Here is a 19,654-nt window from a genome sequence, read left to right as displayed (position 1 = left end):
GCCGCAAAGCGGCCCCGGCAATCTCAAGCGTTACGCTGTTCTTCAGCCTGGCAAGCCGCCGCAGTGAACAACACATCGGTCGACGAATTCAGTGCCGTCTCGGCCGAATCCTGCAACACGCCAATAATGAAGCCCACTGCCACCACCTGCATGGCAATTTCGCTTGGGATGCCAAACAGGCTGCACGCCAGCGGGATCAGCAGCAGCGACCCCCCGGCCACGCCCGAGGCGCCGCAGGCACATACCGCAGCCACCACGCTGAGCAGCACGGCCGTTGGCAAGTCCACCGGGATACCCAGGGTATGCACCGCAGCCAGTGTCAGCACGGTAATGGTGATGGCCGCACCGGCCATGTTGATGGTCGCGCCCAGCGGGATCGATACCGAGTAGGTGTCTTCATGCAGGCCAAGGCGTTCCGACAGCGCCAGGTTGACCGGGATGTTGGCCGCCGAACTGCGGGTGAAGAACGCGGTAATCCCGCTTTCGCGCAGGCACAGCAGGGTTAGCGGGTAGGGGTTGCGGCGGATCTTCCAGAACACGATCAGCGGGTTCATCACCAGCGCCACGAACAGCATGCAGCCGATCAGCACGGCCAGCAGGTGCAGGTAGCCGAGCAGTGCCTGCAAACCGGACTGGGCCAGGGTGGAACTGACCAGGCCAAAGATGCCCAGCGGGGCGAAGCGAATGACCACGCGCACGATCAGGGTTACGCCGTTGGACAGGTCGTCGACCACATTGCGGGTGGTTTCACTGGCATGGCGCAAGGCTACACCCAGGCCGATGGCCCAGGTGAGTACGCCGATGAAGTTGGCATTGAGCAGGGCGTTGATCGGGTTGTCGACCGCACTCAGCAGCAGGTTTTGCATGACTTCGGTGATGCCGCCCGGCGCGCTCAGGGTGGCCTCGCCGGTGCTGAGTACCAGGTTCGACGGGAACAGCATGCTGGCGCCCACTGCCACCACCGCTGCGGCAAAGGTGCCCAGCAGGTACAGCCAGAGGATCGGGCGAATGTGGGTTTCCTGCCCGTGGCGATGGTTGGCGATCGAGGCCATGACCAGGATGAAGACCAGCACGGGTGCAACAGCCTTGAGGGCGCTGACGAACACCTTGCCGATGAAGGCCAGGTCGCGGGCGACCGCAGGCGCAAGCAGGGCAAGGGCGATGCCAGCGAGCAGGCCGACAACGATCTGCGTCACCAGGCTGGTGCGGTTGAGGAGGCGTAAAACAGGAGTCATGTGCTGCGGCGTCTCGGAATCTGGAAAGGGCGGACTTTACCATAAGAGCCTTGTAGGCCTGTTCTGGCCTCTTCGCGGGTAAACCCGCTCCCACAGAGATCTGCACAGGTCTCGAAATGTGCGCTCTATCTGTGGGAGCGGGTTCACCCGCGAAGAGGCCCTCAAGTTCACCAATGAAACAACTCGCGCCGCGCCCCCTCGGTAATCGCCACGATCCCCGGGTGCTTGACCTTGCGCTCCACCGAAATGGCATAGAACGACTCGTGCACGGCCTCGGTCTGCCCGATCAGCTCCACGCCGTACTGGCGGCATACTTCTTCGGCGATCACGCTGGGGGCCACGAAAATGCCGCTGCCCGACTGCCCGAACGCCTGCATCAGGGCACTGTCATCAAATTCGCCCACGATTCGCGGCTGCACCTGTTGCTCGCCCAGCCAGCGCAGCAGGCGGCTGCGCACCACGGTTTCCTGGCCGGGCACCAGCAGCGGGGCGTCATGCAGGCAAGCCGGGAAGGGGCCATCCAGCCGTTGCGCGAGTGCCGGGGTGGCGAAAAAGCTCAGCCCGCACTCGCCCAGCTTCTGGCTGTAACCCTTGATGTCCAGGTGGCTGGGCATGGGGCTGTCGGAAATCACCAGGTCCAGGCGCTGGATAGCCAGGTCTGCCAGCAACCGCTCGAGTTTGTCTTCGCGGCAGTTGATCCGCAGCACCTCATCCAGCTCCATGGTCGGCGCCAGCAGGCGGTAGACGATGGATTTCGGCACCACATCGGCCACGCCTACACGGAACAGGATCTGTTCCTGCGGGCCTGCACGCAGCATGGCCTCCAGTTCCACACCAATCTGGAACATCTGCTCGGCATACACCAGCGTCTGGCGCCCGGTCTCGGTCAGCTCCAGCTGCCGGCCGGCGCGCTGGAACAGCTCCAGGCCGTAGGTTTGCTCGAACAGGCTAATCTGCCCGCTGATGGTTTGTGGTGTGAGATTCAGCTGTTCGCTGGCGCGGGTGATGCTGCCAGTCTTGGCCACGGCCCAAAAGTAATGCAGCTGGCGATAGTTGAGCACCGTTGGTCGTCCGGATTCGTAAAAACCGAAGTATACGCCATGAAAATACGAATTTTCCTGAACTATCGGCGTCTCTAGAATGCACGGCATCAGGCGCTATGCGCCGCCGGGATATTTCAAGCGAGGACACCATGCTGCAACTCAAATCCATCGGCACCCCGTTGGTGCTGGCTTTGGCGCTGTTCACCCTGGCGGGTTGCGACCAGGCCGAAAAATCTGCCCAGCAGATGCTCGACCAGGCCGCGCAGTCGGCCAAACAGGCCATCGACGACACCAACAAGGCCGCCCAGCAGGCGTTGAGCGAAGCCATCGGTACCGAAGGGCACAAGCCTGAGGATGCCGACAAGAAAAAAGACACTCAGGAAATCTGACCCCCAACCGCCGCTGCAGGATTTGAACAATGGAATACTTGCTGGAACTCGCCGCTAGCCCTACCGCCTGGATTGCCCTGGCTACGCTGGTGGCCATGGAAGTTGTACTGGGTATCGACAACCTGATCTTCATCTCCATCCTGACCAACAAGCTGCCGGTGGAGTACCGCTCCAAGGCGCGGCGTATTGGTATCAGCATGGCCTTGGTCATGCGCCTGGCCTTGCTTAGCACGGTGGCCTGGATCGTCCAGTTGACGGACCCGGTGTTCGAAGTGTTCGGCAACGCCTTCTCGTGGAAGGACATGATCCTGATTGCCGGTGGCCTGTTCCTGCTGTGGAAGGCGACCAAGGAAATTCACGAAAGCGTCGACCCGCACGGTGCCAAGGAAGAAGCCAAGGTCGGCTCCACGGTTACCCTTGGCTTTGCTGCGGCGATCTTCCAGATCCTGTTGCTGGACATCGTCTTCTCGGTGGACAGCATCATCACCGCTGTAGGCATGACCGAGCACTTGCCGATCATGATCATTGCCGTAATCACGGCTGTAATCGTGATGATGGTGGCCGCCGACCCGCTGGCCAACTTCATCAACGACAACCCGACGGTGGTCATGCTGGCCCTGGGCTTCCTGATCATGATCGGCATGACGCTGATCGCCGAAGGCTTTGGTGCTCATGTACCGAAAGGTTATGTGTATGCGGCGATGGCGTTCTCGACGGTGATCGAAATGCTCAACATCTTTGCACGCCGGGCGCGGCTCAAGCGTGAGGCGGCTGAGGGTTGATGGACAGGCGGGGCGCTTTGCGCCCCGTTCGCGGGCTCGCCCGCTCCCACAGGGATCGCGTGAGCCAATTAGCTACGCAATTCCTGTGGGAGCGGGCGAGCCCGCGAATGGTTTGATGAAAATCCAGGATCAGTGCACCCCGGCATGCCGCGCCCGCCGCACGGGCTGTGGCTTGGCCGGGGCCTGCGGTGGCAGGTGGTGATGTTGTGCATGACGCCGCACGATACGCAGTACACCCCATAACATGGCGGCTGCGACGCTCAGCCACATGCCCACCAGCATGAGAATTGCCATGGTCAGGCTCATCTGTGCCTCCATCTCTACGGCCAAGCGCCCGATACCGGCACTTGCCTTCCAGACACTGCTTTAGTCTAGCCTTTTGCCTGTGACGTTCCATCGAACAAAGGTCTATCGCTGAGTCCGATTCGCTCCTAACCGCTGTCGGACTATACCCGCGCCGCTGTGGGACCTATGATCGGTGGCCAGAGCCGGGCGCTGCCTGCCTGGCGTTGAAGCAAGCGAGTGTCCATGCAGCAACATTCCTTCAAGACTGCCCCCCGCCGGCTGCTGGCTGCCTGCCTGATGGCGGCCACCCTGGCCGGTTGTGCCAGCGCGCCGCCCGCCAACCTCAAGGGTTTGCCACAGCGGGTCGAGATCAGCAGCGTGCCGTTCTACCGCGGTAACGCCAACCACAGCGGCGCCATGGCCCTGGCGACGATGCTGTCGCAACAGGGTGCGCCGATCACGCCAGGGCTGCTGGACAAGCCGCTGAACCTGCCCCAGGGTGTTGAAGCGCTGGGCACCAGCATCCCCCGCGTGGCGCGGGAGTACGGCATGGTCGTGTACCCGTTGGACAAACAGCTGGACGCGCTGCTGACCCAGGTGGCGGCGGGCAACCCGGTGCTGCTGCGTTACGAGGACGGTTCGGCCTGGTGGGGCGAGCCCCGTTATGCCGTTTTGATCGGGTATGACCGCTACAAGCAGCGGGTGCTGTTGCGCGCAGGCATGCACCGGCGGCAGGTGATGGCGTTTGATGAGTTTGCCTCGGCGTGGGCGAAGCAGGGGAGTTGGGCGGTGTTGGTGCAGCCACCACGGCAGCTACCGGCCCAGGTGGATCGTCAGCGCTGGTTGAAGGCTGCTGATGAACTGGCGGGGGCGGGGCAGGAGGTTGCAGCGAAGCAGGCTGTGAACAGCCTGAACAAGTGATATTGCCTGTACTGGCCCTTTCGCGGGCACGCCCGCTCCCACAGAAACCATGCAATCAGCACAAATTCTGTGGGAGCGGGCGTGCCCGCGAAGAGGCCAGGCCTGCTTACATCAGAAGCCCAGGCGATCGCGCAGGCTGTAGTACCAGGCACCAAGTGCGCTGAACGGTACGCGCAGCATCTGGCCACCCGGGAACGGGTAGTGTGGCAGGCCGGCGAAGGCGTCGAAACGCTCGGCCTGGCCACGCAGGGCCTCGGCCAGTACCTTGCCCGCGAGGTGGGTGTAGGTTACGCCGTGGCCCGAGCAACCCTGGGAGTAGTAGATGTTGTCGCCGATACGGCCAACCTGCGGCAGGCGCGACAGGGTCAGCAGGAAGTTGCCGGTCCAGGCGTAGTCGATCTTCACGTTCTTCAATTGCGGGAAGGCCTTGAGCATCTTCGGACGGATGATTGCCTCGATGTTGGCCGGGTCACGCGCGCCGTACACCACGCCACCGCCGAAGATAAGGCGCTTGTCGCTGGTCAGGCGGTAGTAGTCGAGCAGGTAGTTGCAGTCTTCGACGCAGTAGTCCTGCGGCAGCAGGGTGCGTGCCAGTTCTTCGCCCAGAGGCTCGGTGGTGATCACCTGGGTACCGCATGGCATGGACTTGGCAGCCAGCTCCGGCACCAGGTTGCCCAGGTAGGCGTTGCCGGCGACGATGATGAACTTGGCGCGAATCTTACCCTGTGGTGTGTGCACCACCGGGTTGGCGCCACGCTCGATACGGATGGCCGGGGTTTGCTCATAAATGACGCCGCCCAGCGACTCGACCGCGGCCGCTTCACCCAGGGCCAGGTTCAACGGGTGGATATGGCCGCCGCTCATGTCGAGCATGCCACCGATGTAGCTGTCGCAGGCAACCACTTCGCGGATGCGCTTCTGGTCCATCAGCTCCAGCTGGTTGTGGCCAAAGCGTTCCCACAGGCGCTTTTGCGACTCCAGGTGGCCCATCTGCTTGCTGGTCAGGGCGGCGAACACGCCACCGTCTTTCAGGTCGCACTGAATGTTGTACTTGGCCACGCGCTCACGAATGATGCGCCCGCCTTCGAAGGCCATGTGGCCCAGCAGTTGAGCTTCTTTAGGGCCAACGGTGCGCTCGATGACGTCGATGTCGCGGCTGTAGCTGTTGACGATCTGGCCACCGTTGCGGCCCGACGCGCCAAAGCCGACCTTGGCCGCTTCGACGATGCTCACCTTGAAGCCGTTTTCCAGCAGGAACAGGGCGCTGGAAAGGCCGGTGTAACCGGCGCCGATGATGCACACATCAGTTTCCACCTCACCCTGCAGCGCCGGACGTGGCGGCACCGGGTTGGCCGAGGCGGCGTAGTAGGACTGGGGGTAGGGGGTGTTAGCCATGCTGCAGGAACCTCGTGTTTTATATTTTTAACGAATGTACCGATGCTATCAATAATAATAAACACCCGCTAGTCGTCTGATGAAAATCCTTTACGGGGTGCAGCCAGCCTGTCTTTCTATAAAGAGTCTAAGATTCAGTGAGTTAGCGCGAAAAAAAGTGTTGACAGGGTTTTAGGAATGCGTAGAATGCGCACCACACGACAGGCACATAGCTCAGTTGGTTAGAGCACCACCTTGACATGGTGGGGGTCGTTGGTTCGAGTCCAATTGTGCCTACCAAATCGAAGAAGGGGTGATCCGCAAGGGTCACCCCTTTTTTCATTGCCGCTTTTTGTAGCAGCGTAAACCGTTGTATGGGCGCAAAGCGCTCGCATTCGAAAGTTTTTGATTTTTCTCAAAAAAAAGCTTTACAGGTACGCATTCGATCACTAATATGCGCACCACACGACAGGCACATAGCTCAGTTGGTTAGAGCACCACCTTGACATGGTGGGGGTCGTTGGTTCGAGTCCAATTGTGCCTACCAAATCCGAAAAGGGCGATCAGAAATGATCGCCCTTTTTGCATGTGCGCGCGAAGCAGCGTGTAACGTTTGGTCGCGGTGCGGGCATGGCCCGCCGTGGTAGAATCCGCGCCTTCGAATCTGGAGGTACACGCGTGCGCAAACTGGCTGTGGTAATGGCAGTGCTCGCCCTGGCGGGCTGTGAGAACGAGGTCGAAGGCGTGCACAAGCAAGTGGCCGAACACCTGCACAACCCCAAGACTGCCAAGTTCGGCAACGTACGGATCGACACCCAGGGCACTATCTGCGGCCAGGTCCGCGGCAAGGATGATGCCGGGCAGTACGAAGCCTACCGTAGCTACGTGGCGATCAAGCGCAATGGCCAGTACGACATCATCGTCGACGACACCGGCAACAACCTGCGCATCCGTGAGGTGTGCGGAGGCGCCGACCTGCAGCGCCGTGCTGACGCGCTGGCCGGTGAGCCGGCACCAGAAGGCTGGGATGTGGAAGTGATCCAGGGCGCCAACATGGGCGCGCTGAGCGATATGACCGCACGGTTGATCGAAAAGGGCATCCCGTCTTCGGTTGAGTACCGCGAAGGCAAGCCGGTGGTGCTAATGGGGCCTTTCCCAACGCGTGAAGAAGCGCAAGCCCGCAAGGACGAAGTGATGGCCAAGCTGGGCACCGATTCGGTAGTCATCCAGCATGGCGTGGCGCGCTAACATCCCAGGTTTCGCAAGCGGACGCGGCCTCCTGTAGGAGCGGCCTTGCGTCGCGATGGGCTGCACAGCAGCCCCAAATAAATCAGCCGTGACGCTGAAATCCTGGGGCTGCTGCGCAGCCCATCGCGACGCAAGGCCGCTCCTACAGGGGATCGCGCCCAGCCTTGGCCGCTGAGTAAAACCGAGAGCCTGACCGCGAGATAGACACCGTTCACACAACGTTGGCTATGCTTGGGTTGGGAGATGCTGAACGGGGGGAACCTCATGTCTACACTGGAGCGGGCCATTGCCGTGGCCGCCAGGGCGCATGAAGGGCAATACGACAAGGGTGGGGCTGCCTATATCCTCCACCCGCTACGCGTGATGATGAGGGTGACCACACCCGAGCAACGGATTGTCGCAGTACTTCACGATGTGATCGAGGACACTCCGCTGACCCTGTCCGACCTGGCGCGCGAGGGTTTTCCGCTGAAAATCCTGGCCGCCTTGCTGGCGCTGAGCCGACGCGAGGGCGAAGCGTACCAGGACTTCGTGGTGCGCCTGAGCGGTGACCCGCTGGCGCGTACGGTCAAGCTGGCCGACCTGGCCGACAACAGCGACCTTTCACGCATTGCGTGCCCTGGGCCCGCCGACCTGGCGCGGTTGGCCCGTTATCGGGAAGCCAGCGCTTATTTGCAAGCATTGGTTTGAGGTTCAGCCGCAGGCCTTGAGGTTGACCGGCCCGACGAACTCATTACCGCGCCCCATCACGCACGCCACCTGCTGGTTGCGTTGCCGCTCCCATGCCTGCGGCGGGTACGTCTTGTTCCAGGCCTCGAACAACTGTCGGTCCTGGCGGGAAAGGCGAAGGTTGTACTGCTTGCTCATGTAGAAGTAGGTGCGTGCGATCATGCCGCGGATCGACGGGCGCGGCATGACCTTCTTCGCCTTGAAGTCGACTTGGGTCAGGCAACTGCCATACTGCCCGCGCTGCTCGGGCAGCCAACCGAAGCTGAAGTTGCTGCGGTCGCCGTTTACTTCACCGATGCTCGGCACCAGGTTGTGCAGGTCGGCCTCGGCACGCTTGTACACCTCGTCGTGCTGCGAACACTGCTTGCGTCCACCGCTTTGCCAGCATTGGCGCTGATGGCCGATTTGCCAGGCAGGCATGATGTGTTCCCACTCTATGCGCGATGCTCGCTGTGCATTCTTGCGGGGTTTATAGCCGCAAGATGCCAGGTTGACTTTGTTGCCCTTGTATTTGCAGCCGCAATAGAATTCGGTCGATTGCGGCGCATATAACGTCCAGGCGACCTTCTTGGCCTCCTGGAATGTGCGCGGGGCGTCGGCGTGAGCAAGCGGGGTGGCCAGTAACAGGCAGGCTGCCGCAATAAGCGAAACTCTCATGCGTGCTCAGTCTTCCTTCGGCACGGTCCAGAAAACCTGCACGCCGCCATCATCGCGGTGGGCGAGGGTGACGTTGTCGTTTTCTGCGATCTCTTCCAGCAAGGTTTCCCAGTCGTCCGGGCTTTCCTGTTCCAGGCGGAAGATCAGCGCCGCCCGGCTGCGCTGGGCGGTGGGGCTGTTGATGATCTTCTGGATGCGTACACCCAGTTGTTCATAGCTGCTTGGGGTGGCGGAGGCGGTGCTGGACACAGGCTTTTCCCTTTTTTTTGCTGTATGCACATACAGTATTTCACTGTAAGTAAATTCGCAACAGCTTGCCAGGTAAAAACTGTGCTCAAGCGTGGGATGGTCCGTGTGCAGCATTATCCAGAGTGTTCCACAGGCTTCTCATCGTGGGGTTCTGGTTCAACAGCGAGCAGTACGAGCGGATTTCCAGGCGAGTGCTCCATTCGGCGCCGCCGGCTTGCACCAGCAACCCTCTCTCAAGTTCATCCTGCACAGCGCTATAAGGCAGCCAGGCTACCCCGTAGCCCTCCACGGCCATGCGCACCAGCAGCATCGCCATATCTGCCTCGTAGCACCTCTCCAAGGGAGCGATTTCAGGAGCGTTGCGAATGACCACGTCTGCGACCTTACCCAGAAACGTCGTCGCCGTGTAAGCCAGATGCGGAATGGGTTTGTGACGTGCAGCAAGCTTGAACAGCGGCTTGCCATGAGCGTTGGCTGCGCACACAGGGATGAACGCGTCATGCCCCAGGGTGAGGCTGGCAAAACGCTCAGGGTCCAGCGAAATGGGGGTCAGCGGGTGATGGTAGACAATCATCAGGTCGCAGCTGCCTTCTTCCAGGGCGATGACCGCATCATTGATGTTGGCTGCTACTACCCGGGCATTGAAGCGCTCATTGTTTTGCTGGAACTGGCTGAGCCACTTTGGCAGGAAGGTCATGGATAGGCTATGGGCTGCGGTGATCTGGATCGAGCGCCCAGGCATCCGCTTGACGTCCCGAAGACTTGCCCTCAGCGCCATGAGCGTGGCCAGCGCCTGGCGAGATTCATCGCAAAAGGTCTGGCCGGCAGGGGTGAGATGCACCGGGTAGGTGGCTCGGTCAACCAGCTCGACACCCACCCACTCTTCCAGCGCGCGGATTCTTCGGGAGAGTGCCGACTGGGTAACGCATCGCACCTCGGCAGCGCGCGAAAAATTCTTCCATTCGGCGACCGCCAGGAGGTCGTCCAGCCACTTGATCTGCATCTCGGGTCTCCTTCACCAGGCGCCGAGTGTAAGCGTGTTTGAATGAGTGCTGACAGCATGGGCTACTAACTATTCCGAAAACGCATAGGGCCAGCCCTATTACTCATCAACTGCCTTTTCTCATGACGATAGACTCATCTCCGACACCCGCTCAGAGAGGCCGGTGTTCCTGCTTTTATCTAAATCCTGCCAAATAGAAGAAATACAAGATCACGTGAGGAAACTGTCGTGAAAAATAATAAGCTTCCGCGTCGAATCGCCATGGGTATTGCGGCGGGCGTCATTGTCGGCTGGGCCTGTCATCATTTCGCAGGGAGCGAGCAAGCCGCGAATGAGATCGCTGCTTACTTCACCATGGTCACGGATATATTTCTGCGCTTGATTAAAATGATCATTGCGCCGCTTGTGTTCGCTACGCTGGTGGGCGGGATCGCAAGCATGGGGAACTCGCGCTCGGTCGGTCGCATTGGCTTCCGTGCCATGGGCTGGTTTGTGTGTGCTTCAGCCATTTCATTGGCCATTGGTATGGCGCTGGTCAACCTGTTTGAGCCCGGCGCCGGGATCAACCTGCAAGTTGCGCAACATGCGGATGCCGTTGCAGCACCCGTGGACATCGGTAACTTCAGCCTTAAAGTGTTTATTAGTCATGTTTTTCCGCGCAGCATTGCAGAGGCAATGGCGAATAATGAAATACTGCAGATTGTGGTGTTCTCGTTGTTCTTCGGTTTCGCGTTGGCTGGCGTCAACCGTGCCGGGCACACGAAAGTTGTGGATTGCATCGATGAACTCTCTAAAGTGATGTTTCGCATCACCGACTATGTCATGGCGTTTGCGCCAATCGGGGTGTTCGCGGCTATCGCTTCGGCAATCACCACCCAAGGCCTGGGTTTGTTGGTCGATTACGGCAAGCTCATTGTCGAGTTCTACCTCGGCATCCTGCTGCTGTGGGCTGTGCTGTTCGGTGTGGGTTACCTGTTCCTGGGCACGTCGGTCATCTCGCTGGCCAAACTGATTCGTGAGCCGGTTTTGCTGGCGTTTTCTACCGCCAGCAGCGAGGCGGCCTACCCGAAAACGATGGAGGCGCTTGAAAAGTTTGGTGCACCGAAGCGCGTGTCCAGCTTTGTCTTGCCGCTGGGCTATTCGTTCAACCTCGATGGTTCGATGATGTACCAGGCATTCGCCATCATGTTCATCGCCCAGGCGTACAACATCGACCTCAGCTTTACCCAGCAGGTGCTGATCCTCTTGACCCTGATGATCACCAGCAAAGGCATGGCAGGTGTTGCGCGTGCTTCTGTGGTGGTAGTTGCTGCGACCTTGCCGATGTTCAACCTGCCAGAGGCTGGCCTGCTGCTGATCATCGGCATCGATCAGTTCCTCGACATGGCACGTACCGCTACCAATGTCGTTGGCAATAGCATCGCCACGGCAGTAATTGCCAAGTCCGAGCCGGAGGCTGCAGACGACACCGCCGCTCGACCGTCCACCCTCGACCGCCCAGTATCGGTCGCCTGAGGAGCAGCTTCATGAAGTCGAAGAAGGCATCCGCCCAACTACCCATTACGCAAAAGATCGGTATTGTCGGTGGGCTTGGGTCACTTGCGGGCGGCGACCTGTTCTACAAACTTGTGAAGTCGCGGGCAGTGCTGGAGGATCAGGGGCGTTTTCATTTTCTGCTCGAACAGCACCCCTTCAAGGGCGCGCAACTGCCGTTGGACGCAGGCGCGAGCATGACCGCGCGAAAGTTCTACGTGTTCGAAGTGTGCAAGTCATTTGAACAAAACGGTGTGCAAGCAATCTTGCTGCCGTGCTTCGCCAGCCAGACCTTTCGTGCAGAGATTCAGGACGAGTTGGGTATCCCGGTGCTGGACATGATGCAAAGCCTGGTGCAGCACATTCGCCGCATTGCCGGGCCGGGCAGTACGCTTGGCGTGCTTGCTTCGGACTACGTGCGCCATTGCGGGCTTTTTGAGCGGGCACTGGGCGACGAGTACGCGCTGGTGTACCCCGACGCGCAGGCACAGGATGCCCTCATGCGGGCCATGTATGGTGGCAGCGGCATCAAGGATGGGCATCTGGATGGGGTGCCACTGGAGGCTGTCCATCAGGCCTGTCTGTCACTGAAGGCCCAGGGGGCGACCCTGATCGTTCCGGGCATGACGGAGCTCTCCCTGGTAAGTGGCGGCTTGCAGCGCCGTGGTATCGACGTACTGGATATCAACGACCTCTATGCCACTTTTGCAACCCAAGGCACACGTGCGCCACGTGACCTGCCTTTCAAACTGGGTATCGTGGGTGGCGTTGGCCCCGCGGCTACGGTGGACTTCCTGGGCAAGGTTGTCGCGAGTACCCCGGCAGATCGTGACCAGGACCACATCAAGATGGTGGTGGATCAGAACCCGCAAATACCGGACCGCACGGCCAATCTGGTGAATGATGAAACGGACCCCACGATGGCCATGTACGCGGCCTGCAAGCGGCTGGAGAGCGCAGGGGCCAATGCTATTGCAATCCCGTGCAATACGGCTCATGCGTTTGTCGAGCGTATTCAGGAACACCTGCGTGTCCCCATCGTCAACATGCTCAGCGAGACGATCGCCTGGATAAAGCACACCTACGGCGCCGACAACGCGATTGGTCTGCTGGCTACCTCAGGGACCGTAGCCAGCCAGGTCTACCACCAGGCTGCGAGCCGCGCCGGGCTGACGGTGATCGTGCCGGCGCCGGATTACCAGAAGCTGGTCATGCAGGCCATTTACGGTGCGCGCGGCATCAAGGCCGGCTTTACGCAGGGCCTTTGCCGGGAGCAGTTGCTGGTTGCTGCCGAGCACCTTGCCCAAGCCGGTGCAAAGGTGTTGATCCTGGGATGTACGGAGCTGCCGCTGGTGCTCAGCCACTGTGATGCCTTCGACCTGAGTGGCAGGGCAGTCGCGTTGGTGGACCCTACGATGATCCTGGCGCGCAAATGTGTAGCGCTGGCGCATGCTTGAAGGCAGACAGGCAGTGCGCTGGCTGCCTGGGTCTGTTGTAATAGCGCTTCCACACTGTTCTGCAGTTTCGATTTCATAGTTTGCGTCTGCCATGCCTGTGCAGGGTGGCGTTGCCCTGGGCACACGCGCAATGCGTCGTGCCCGGGTTCAGGAAGTTTTGCATGTACCCATTCCCTTCTCGTTTGCCTGCCCGTGGCGGGCTGTTCCTGTTGCTGACAGGGGGCATGAGCACCCTTGGCCATGCCGCCACCGATGTACCCGATGCGGTGCTCATGGAGCCGCTGGTGGTGACTGGCGCGTACGCGCCCACCAGCACGTTCGACCTGCCTTTTTCGGTGGATAGCATCGACCTGTCCCAAGGTACGCATGGCCAGCTTGGCGTCAACTTGTCAGAAGTGCTGACCAAAGTACCTGGGCTGGTGGTGCAGAACCGCCAGAACTATGCCCAGGACCTGCAGATATCCTCGCGGGGCTACGGTGCCCGCTCGGCATTCGGGGTGCGCGGCATCAAGCTACTGAGCGACGGTATTCCCGCCAGTACGCCGGACGGGCAAGGGCAGGCAGCCACGCTCAACCTGGATGTGGCCGACCGGCTCGAGGTGCTGCGCGGTCCGGCCGCGACACTGTATGGCAGCAACGCCGGCGGCGTGATCCAGATGTTCAGCCGGGACGGGCAGGGGCCGGCCCGTGTGGGCGCCGAAACCACCTTCGGCAGCGACGGTTTCAACAAGAACCACCTGTCGGCCGAAGGCGGCAGCGATACCGCCGGCTTCGTATTGGATGCCTCGCGCCTGGATACCGATGGCTACCGCGACCACAGCGCCGCGCGCCGTGACCAGACCTTCGCCAAGGTCCATTTCAAGCCTGATGAAGACTCGCGCCTGGCGCTGATCTACAGCAGCCTGGAGCAGAACAATACGCAGGACCCGCTGGGGCAAACCTGGGAGGCCTACAAACATGACCCGCGTTCCACGGCGGCCGTGGCCGAAACCTACAACACCCGCAAAAGCATCGACCACCAGCAACTGGGCATGAACTACGAGCGCTACTTCGGTGATGCCACGTTGCAGTTCAACCTGTATGCCGGGCGGCGCAGCGTGGTGCAGTACTTGTCGATTCCCAGAACGGTGGCCTCCAACAGCCAGCGGGGTGGCGGGGTGGTGGACTTCGACCGTGAATTCCACGGCGGCACCTTGCGCTGGATCCAGCCGGTTGCCGACGTGCCCGGCAACCTCACCTTCACTATCGGCGCCGACTATGACCAGAGCAACGACGACCGCCGCGGCTACCAGAACTTCAGCGGCGACCAGCTGGGCGTAAAGGGCGAGCTGCGCCGTGACGAGCAGGACACCGCCACCAGCCTGGACCCGTACTTGCAGGCGCATTGGGAAATCGGCAACTGGACCAGCGAACTTGGGCTGCGCTACAGCACCATGCAAATGCGAGTCGACGACCATTACCTGGCCAACGGCGACTCCAGTGGTTCGAAAACCTACCAGCAGGCGACCCCCTCGCTTTCTGTGATGTACGCGTTCACACCCGACCTGCGTGGCTACGTGAGTGTTGGCAAAGGCTTCGAAACCCCGACGCAAGCGGAGATGGCCTATGCGCCGGGCGACGTTGAGCGTTTCAACTTCGGCCTCAAGCCGGCCACCAGCATGCAGTACGAAATGGGTGTGAAATACCGCCTTGGCGAACGCACGCGCCTGAACGCGGCGGTGTATGAAATTCATACCGATGACGAAATTGTCGTTGCCAGTGCCACGGGTGGCCGAACCAGCTATCGCAATGCGGGGCGCACGGTACGGCGCGGCTTTGAGGCAAGCCTGCAGAGTGACTTGAGCGAGCAGTGGCAGACCACTTGGGTGTATACCCGCACCGACGCCCGCTATGCCGATGACGTCAGCCAGGCCATAGAACGTGGTAACCGGCTGCCAGGCGTGCCGCTCGACAACCTGTACGGCGAGCTGGTGTGGAAGCCGGTGTCATCCATCAGCATGGGGCTTGAAGGGCAGTACCGCAGCAAGGTGTATGTAGACGACAGCAACAACGCCAAGCCGGCGCCAGCGTATGCCGTGTTCAACTGGCGTACGCGCTTTGAGCAGCATGTCGGGGCCTGGACGTTCCATCAGCTGGTGCGGCTGGACAACCTGTTTGACCGGCAGTACGTCGGTTCTGTGATTGTCGGGGACAGCAACGGGCGTTATTACGAGGCGGCGCCTGGGCGCTCGTGGTATGCGGGGGCGGGCCTGGAGTACCAGTTCCGGTAGCGGGGCTGCTCAGGGTTGGGGCTGCAAAGCAGCCCCAACACACGTCAGGCCACTGCCTGTGCCCCGGTTATCTCCACCAGCGACCCGCACATGAACGCCGCTTCGTCCGACGCCAGGAAGGCCACCAGCGCTGCCACTTCTTCTGGCTTGCCGATGCGCCCGAACGGCACCATGCGATCCAGGTCGGCAATAGTGCGGCCGGAACGTAGCACGCCAGCCTCCAGCATCGGCGTGTGAATCTCGCCCGGGCATACGGCATTTACCCGGATCTTCTGCGGCGCGTAGTCGCGCGCCAGGTTCTGCGTGAACGAGGCTACCGCCGCTTTGGTCACGTTGTAGGCAATGTGCCCGGGGGCCGGGTACAGCCCCCACTGCGAGGCGGTGTTGACGATGGCGCCGCCGCCCGCTTCGATCATGCCCGGCAGCACTGCACGGCACAGGTGGAACATGGCATCCAGGTTGACTGCGAAGCTGGTGTGCCAGTCCTCTTCGCTCAGGGCCAACAGGTTGCCACGGCGGTTGATGCCAGCGTTGTTGACCAGCACGTCGATGCGCCCGTAATCGCTCGCAACTCGCTCTACCAAGCCACGGCATGCCTCGCCGGAGGCAATGTCGGCGGCGATGGCCAGCGCCTTGCCACCCGTTGCCTCAATGGCCTGAGCGACAGCTTGCGCCGCTTCAAGGTTGACATCACTGACCACAACGGTCGCACCTTCGCTTGCCAGCCGGGAGGCAATGGCAGCGCCAATGCCCCCGGCACCACCCGTCACGATTGCCACTTTGTTCTGGAACCTGTTCATCCACGACTCCTGTTTTGTTGTATGCAATGCTGCATTCAATCTAGTGACTGAGCAGTCCGGATGTCAACAGGCATGCTTCGTAAGCGCCAAAAGTGGCGAATTACACGCTTGGCATTGGCTCGTTGATGTCTATGTGCTATCAAGCTCGCGCCCTTTTACCACCTGGAGCTCTACCCATGCCTGGACGCCTGTTCTTCTGTTCACTGCCTGCGTGTCATGGGGGCATCCGATAGTGGGCATCATCCTTGGACTTATCGTCACCGTGATCGCGTTGGCGCTGATGGCGAAGCTGTTGCGTTTTGCTGGCGTGGCGCTGCAGGCCATGCTCGGGCTCGCGGGAATCGTCATGCTGGGAATACCCGTTGGCTACGGTGTCGCCCTGGAGGCGCTGCTGAAAAAGCCCGGGCTGCGAGCGGCGCTGGCATGGCTTACAGCTGCTACAACGCTGCTGCTGGCCGTGGGCTGGGGCGCACTTGGCTGGCATGGTTTCCATGACGCTGGCACGTTTGCCGCACTCAAGTTCCTGGCGCCTGCCGTGTTGTACCCTTGCATGTTTGGCCTGCGCCGCAAGAGCAAGGCATGCCTGGCAGGGAATGGCGCCGACGCCTGGCTTGCGCAACATGACAAGACGTTCCATCGCTGCGTGCACGGTACCTTCGCCCTGGTGTTGGCTTCAGCGTTCATGCCGGCGCTGTTTACGGCGATGGGCTGGGCAGGGGCTGAACTGGCTGCGTACACCTATTGGGCTCTCGCGCTGTTGGTACAGGCTTACTGCATGAGCCAGGACAAGGCTTGCATTGAGCTGGAGAAGGCCATCGCCCTGGCTCTGGAGGTGAAAACCTCGCTGAACGTCAGCGACAAGCTCAAGGTTTTGGCCAAGGACAGCCTGCTGGACGATGAGGCTGTCGAAACCCTGTTCAATGGGCGGCTTTCGCTGCGGGTGGCCAACGGTTCGTTGAGAGAGATGGAAGTCGCCGGCCGGCGTTGGGTGTTCAAGGGCGACTGGTACCGCAACCGCTTCAAGGCCCTGCACGGTGTGTTGATCAAGCAAGCCCGGCACAAGCCAGAGACGTTGGCGGGGCTTGTGCGTAGTGCTTTCGGTTTTGAAGGTGACGCGGGGCAAGACTTCATCGACAGGCAAATGACCTTTGGCCAGTATCGTGACTTCAAGGATGGGCGCTTCTGGGTTGCCTTCGCCGTTTCTCATCACATCAGTTGCTGCACGGCATGCGGTCTGGCCGAGCTGCGGCCCAGCGCAAACGACACGGAGTGGTTCTGTTCGTCCATTTGCGCCGAGACGGAAAAGCTCTGCCTGACCGTGCGAGAAAAGCCTGACCATGAGTTTCTTGCGGATGCGGCTACCACCGGCTTCATTCTCATGGCGGCGGGAAGTGCCTGGGACGCCAACCACAAACTGTTTGCCGCAGGTGGCCAGGGGCATGGTATCGCCGCCGAACGGGGCAACCATCGCCTCGACCGGATGATGGGCCGTGATGCGCAGTTGCTGGGTGACAACAATGCCAGGAACGGTGCTGACCGCCTAGTGCAGGGGCAGATGATCCAGACCAAGTACTGCGCCACGGCTGCCCGTAGTGTCGGCGCTGCCTTTGCCGGCAAGCAGGGTGTGTACCGGTACTATGATGCGCAGGGGCGACCGATGCAGATCGAGGTCCCCAAGGATCAGTACGTTCAAGCCGTACGCACCCTCGAGAAAAAAATCGAGGCGGGGAAAGTGCCGGGGGTGACCGACCCGAAAGAAGCGCAGAAGCTGATTCGCAAAGGCCACCTGACCTACGACCAGGCGCGCAACGTGACCAAGTTCGGCACCTTTGAGTCGATCAGCTACGATATTGCCGAAGGTGTCATCGTGGGGGCAGTGGCCGGTGGTATCAGCTTTGGTGTCAGTGCGACGCTGTTCTACCTGAAGACCAACGACCGCCGTAAAGCCCTGCAGGTTGCCAGTGTGCAGGCTGGCCGCAGTTTTGGCCGCAGCCTCACGATCTATGTGGCGACCCAGCAGTTGCATCGCCTGCATGTGGTGCAGCGTTCGCTGGCCCTGATCGATGTTACCGGGCTGGCGCCAAGTACCCGTGGGTTGCTCGCCAAGGGCATGGGTGTCAGCAAGTCGGGGCTGAACAAGGCCTTGCGCGGCACGGTTGTAAGCTCGATCGCGGTCATTGCCGTGACCACCGGGCCAGACCTGCTCAAGTTGGCCCGTGGGCGCATTTCGAAGGCCCAGTTCGCGAAAAACCTGGCGGTCACGTCTTCTGGCGTGGTGGGTGGGGCTGCCGGTTCCATCGTTGGCGGCATCGTTGCGGCCCCGCTTGGGCCGGTGGGCATGATGGTTGGGCGAACGGCCGGAGGCATCATCGGCGGCATTGTTGCTTCAGCGGTTTCCAGCAAGCTGATGGGCAAACTTGTACAGGACGACAAGGTGCTGATCATCCAGATCATCCAGGCCCAGCTGGAATACCTGGCCATCGCTTTCATGCTGGCCCAGGAAGAAATTGACAGCGTCAACAGCAACCTTGACCAGGTATTGAACGCCAAAAGCCTGGAAGTGATCTTCGCTGCCAAGGACAATCGTCGGGCGATGGCCAACTTCTACCTGAAACCGGTGGTGGTTGCTGTAGTTCGCCAACGGCCTGCGCTTAGCTATACACCGCAAGAAGTGGTGGAAGCGTGGGAAGAACTGGCAGCATGACGCCAGTGCGCCAAAGTGTTCGCGCGCATATCCCACAGCAATGATTGGCTCGAAACAACTGTAGGAGCGAGCTTGTTCGCGATGCGCCGCGCGGGCGGCGCTCGATCTCACTGGTGCTGAAGCTGTCGCGGCGAGCATCTGGCAACCCTGATGCCATTGCCAGGGCAATGGAATCTGCCACGGGCTCCCCGCAACATGGCCGATCCTGCTTATGGCATGCCTGGCAACTCATGGGGCCGCAGGTCGAACACCAGTACCTCGGCATCCACCCCCTTAGCCAGCTCCAGTGCCTGCTCGTGCCTCACCCGCACCCCATCGCCCTCATTCAACCTTTGCCCATTGAGCTCGACGCTGCCCCGGGCCACATGCACATAGGCATGGCGGTTTTCCGGCAGGGTCAGCGTGGCGCGTTCGTCACCGTCGAACAGGCCGGCATACACCCGCGCATTCTGCCGCACCTGCAACGACCCCTCGGCGCCATCCGGCGAGATGATCAGGCGCAGCTTGCCGCGCTTCTCCTCGGCACTGAAATGCTGTTGCTGGTAACGCGGTGTCGCCCCTTGCACGTTGGGCACGATCCAGATCTGCAGGAAATGCACAGGCTGCGCGTGGCTGTGGTTGAACTCGCTGTGGGCCACGCCATGGCCTGCGCTCATCAGTTGCACATCACCTGGGCGAATCACAGAACCGGTGCCCAGCGTGTCCTTGTGCTCCAGCGCGCCTTCAAGCACATAGCTGAAAATTTCCATGTCGCGGTGCGGGTGTTGGCCAAAGCCCTTGCCAGCGATGACGCGGTCGTCGTTGATCACCAGCAGGTCGGAGAAGCCTTGCTCGTCCGGGTTGCGGTAATGGCCGAACGAGAACGTGTGGAAGGATTTCAACCAGCCATGGAAGGCCAGGCCGCGGTCTTGGGCGTTGCGTACGGTAAGCATGATCGTACTCCTGGGGCGACAGGGCGCCAGGCCCTGCCGTATG

The 19,654-nt window shown here is 60.9% G+C and carries 18 protein-coding genes and 2 tRNA genes; 11 read left to right on the top strand and 9 right to left on the bottom strand.

Annotated elements, in window-relative coordinates; translation table 11 throughout:
- Positions 1-23: 23 nt before the first annotated feature.
- Together sstT and nhaR are read right to left on the bottom strand one after the other, a co-directional pair.
- On the bottom strand, positions 24-1,235 hold the full coding sequence (gene sstT, locus ACQKPZ_RS06740; protein ID WP_427536341.1) for a serine/threonine transporter SstT: 1,212 nt from the start codon (positions 1,233-1,235) through the stop codon (positions 24-26).
- 167 nt (positions 1,236-1,402) lie between these two features.
- Entirely contained in the window at positions 1,403-2,296 is an 894-nt protein-coding gene (gene nhaR, locus ACQKPZ_RS06735; RefSeq protein WP_427536339.1) for a transcriptional activator NhaR, read from the bottom strand.
- 131 nt (positions 2,297-2,427) lie between these two features.
- On the opposite strand from nhaR, the gene ACQKPZ_RS06730 reads away from it, so the two are divergent.
- Together ACQKPZ_RS06730 and ACQKPZ_RS06725 are read left to right on the top strand one after the other, a co-directional pair.
- On the top strand, positions 2,428-2,667 hold the full coding sequence (locus ACQKPZ_RS06730) for a hypothetical protein (protein WP_391136517.1): 240 nt from the start codon (positions 2,428-2,430) through the stop codon (positions 2,665-2,667).
- 29 nt (positions 2,668-2,696) lie between these two features.
- Complete coding sequence (locus tag ACQKPZ_RS06725; RefSeq protein ID WP_391136514.1) at positions 2,697-3,449, top strand: TerC family protein; 753 nt, start codon at positions 2,697-2,699, stop codon at positions 3,447-3,449.
- A gap of 129 nt (positions 3,450-3,578) precedes the next feature.
- Here ACQKPZ_RS06725 and ACQKPZ_RS06720 read toward each other — a convergent pair whose 3' ends face one another.
- A complete protein-coding gene (locus ACQKPZ_RS06720; protein WP_427536337.1) occupies positions 3,579-3,755 on the bottom strand; it encodes a hypothetical protein in 177 nt (58 codons plus the stop codon).
- 222 nt (positions 3,756-3,977) lie between these two features.
- Here ACQKPZ_RS06720 and ACQKPZ_RS06715 point away from each other — a divergent pair, with 222 nt between their 5' ends.
- Positions 3,978-4,655 (top strand): peptidase C39 family protein, encoded by a 678-nt coding sequence (locus ACQKPZ_RS06715; protein WP_427536335.1) that lies wholly within the window; start codon positions 3,978-3,980, stop codon positions 4,653-4,655.
- Between the two features lie 111 nt (positions 4,656-4,766).
- On the opposite strand, the gene ACQKPZ_RS06710 is transcribed toward ACQKPZ_RS06715, so the two are convergent.
- Positions 4,767-6,050, bottom strand: a complete 1,284-nt coding sequence (locus ACQKPZ_RS06710) for an NAD(P)/FAD-dependent oxidoreductase (protein ID WP_391136506.1) — start codon at positions 6,048-6,050, stop codon at positions 4,767-4,769.
- Positions 6,051-6,252: 202 nt separating this feature from the next.
- Here ACQKPZ_RS06710 and ACQKPZ_RS06705 point away from each other — a divergent pair.
- From ACQKPZ_RS06705 to ACQKPZ_RS06690, 4 genes are all read left to right on the top strand, one after another.
- Positions 6,253-6,329: transfer RNA gene (locus tag ACQKPZ_RS06705), tRNA-Val, on the top strand.
- A gap of 170 nt (positions 6,330-6,499) precedes the next feature.
- Positions 6,500-6,576 (top strand) — tRNA-Val (locus ACQKPZ_RS06700).
- A 131-nt stretch (positions 6,577-6,707) separates the two neighbouring features.
- A complete protein-coding gene (locus tag ACQKPZ_RS06695; protein WP_391136503.1) occupies positions 6,708-7,277 on the top strand; it encodes an SPOR domain-containing protein in 570 nt (189 codons plus the stop codon).
- A gap of 264 nt (positions 7,278-7,541) precedes the next feature.
- Positions 7,542-7,967, top strand: a complete 426-nt coding sequence (locus ACQKPZ_RS06690; protein ID WP_427536333.1) for a GTP pyrophosphokinase — start codon at positions 7,542-7,544, stop codon at positions 7,965-7,967.
- A 3-nt stretch (positions 7,968-7,970) separates the two neighbouring features.
- Here ACQKPZ_RS06690 and ACQKPZ_RS06685 read toward each other — a convergent pair whose 3' ends face one another.
- From ACQKPZ_RS06685 to ACQKPZ_RS06675, 3 genes are all read right to left on the bottom strand, one after another.
- Positions 7,971-8,663 (bottom strand): endonuclease, encoded by a 693-nt coding sequence (locus tag ACQKPZ_RS06685; RefSeq protein WP_427536331.1) that lies wholly within the window; start codon positions 8,661-8,663, stop codon positions 7,971-7,973.
- Positions 8,664-8,669: 6 nt separating this feature from the next.
- Complete coding sequence (locus ACQKPZ_RS06680) at positions 8,670-8,912, bottom strand: DUF1654 domain-containing protein (RefSeq protein WP_016498977.1); 243 nt, start codon at positions 8,910-8,912, stop codon at positions 8,670-8,672.
- Between the two features lie 85 nt (positions 8,913-8,997).
- A complete protein-coding gene (locus tag ACQKPZ_RS06675; RefSeq protein ID WP_391136494.1) occupies positions 8,998-9,915 on the bottom strand; it encodes a LysR substrate-binding domain-containing protein in 918 nt (305 codons plus the stop codon).
- Between the two features lie 228 nt (positions 9,916-10,143).
- Here ACQKPZ_RS06675 and ACQKPZ_RS06670 point away from each other — a divergent pair, with 228 nt between their 5' ends.
- The 3 genes from ACQKPZ_RS06670 to ACQKPZ_RS06660 all read left to right on the top strand — a co-directional run bounded on the left by ACQKPZ_RS06670 (position 10,144) and on the right by ACQKPZ_RS06660 (position 15,175).
- On the top strand, positions 10,144-11,430 hold the full coding sequence (locus ACQKPZ_RS06670; RefSeq protein WP_427536329.1) for a dicarboxylate/amino acid:cation symporter: 1,287 nt from the start codon (positions 10,144-10,146) through the stop codon (positions 11,428-11,430).
- Positions 11,431-11,441: 11 nt separating this feature from the next.
- Positions 11,442-12,905, top strand: coding sequence for an amino acid racemase (locus ACQKPZ_RS06665; RefSeq protein WP_427536328.1), 1,464 nt, complete (start codon positions 11,442-11,444; stop codon positions 12,903-12,905).
- A gap of 161 nt (positions 12,906-13,066) precedes the next feature.
- Positions 13,067-15,175 (top strand): TonB-dependent receptor family protein, encoded by a 2,109-nt coding sequence (locus tag ACQKPZ_RS06660; protein WP_427536326.1) that lies wholly within the window; start codon positions 13,067-13,069, stop codon positions 15,173-15,175.
- A 44-nt stretch (positions 15,176-15,219) separates the two neighbouring features.
- Here the strand turns inward: ACQKPZ_RS06660 and ACQKPZ_RS06655 are convergent, their stop codons facing one another.
- Entirely contained in the window at positions 15,220-15,975 is a 756-nt protein-coding gene (locus ACQKPZ_RS06655) for an SDR family NAD(P)-dependent oxidoreductase (RefSeq protein ID WP_427536325.1), read from the bottom strand.
- 232 nt (positions 15,976-16,207) lie between these two features.
- Between ACQKPZ_RS06655 and ACQKPZ_RS06650 the strand changes: the two genes are divergently transcribed.
- Positions 16,208-18,679, top strand: coding sequence for a hypothetical protein (locus ACQKPZ_RS06650; protein WP_427536324.1), 2,472 nt, complete (start codon positions 16,208-16,210; stop codon positions 18,677-18,679).
- Positions 18,680-18,888: 209 nt separating this feature from the next.
- Here the strand turns inward: ACQKPZ_RS06650 and ACQKPZ_RS06645 are convergent, their stop codons facing one another.
- Positions 18,889-19,611 (bottom strand): pirin family protein, encoded by a 723-nt coding sequence (locus ACQKPZ_RS06645; protein WP_427536322.1) that lies wholly within the window; start codon positions 19,609-19,611, stop codon positions 18,889-18,891.
- Between the last annotated feature and the right edge of the window lie 43 nt (positions 19,612-19,654).

The sequence above is a fragment of the Pseudomonas sp. NPDC089547 genome, from assembly GCF_050280665.1.
Lineage (GTDB): Bacteria > Pseudomonadota > Gammaproteobacteria > Pseudomonadales > Pseudomonadaceae > Aquipseudomonas.
This window is presented reverse-complemented; position numbering and strand designations above follow the sequence as displayed.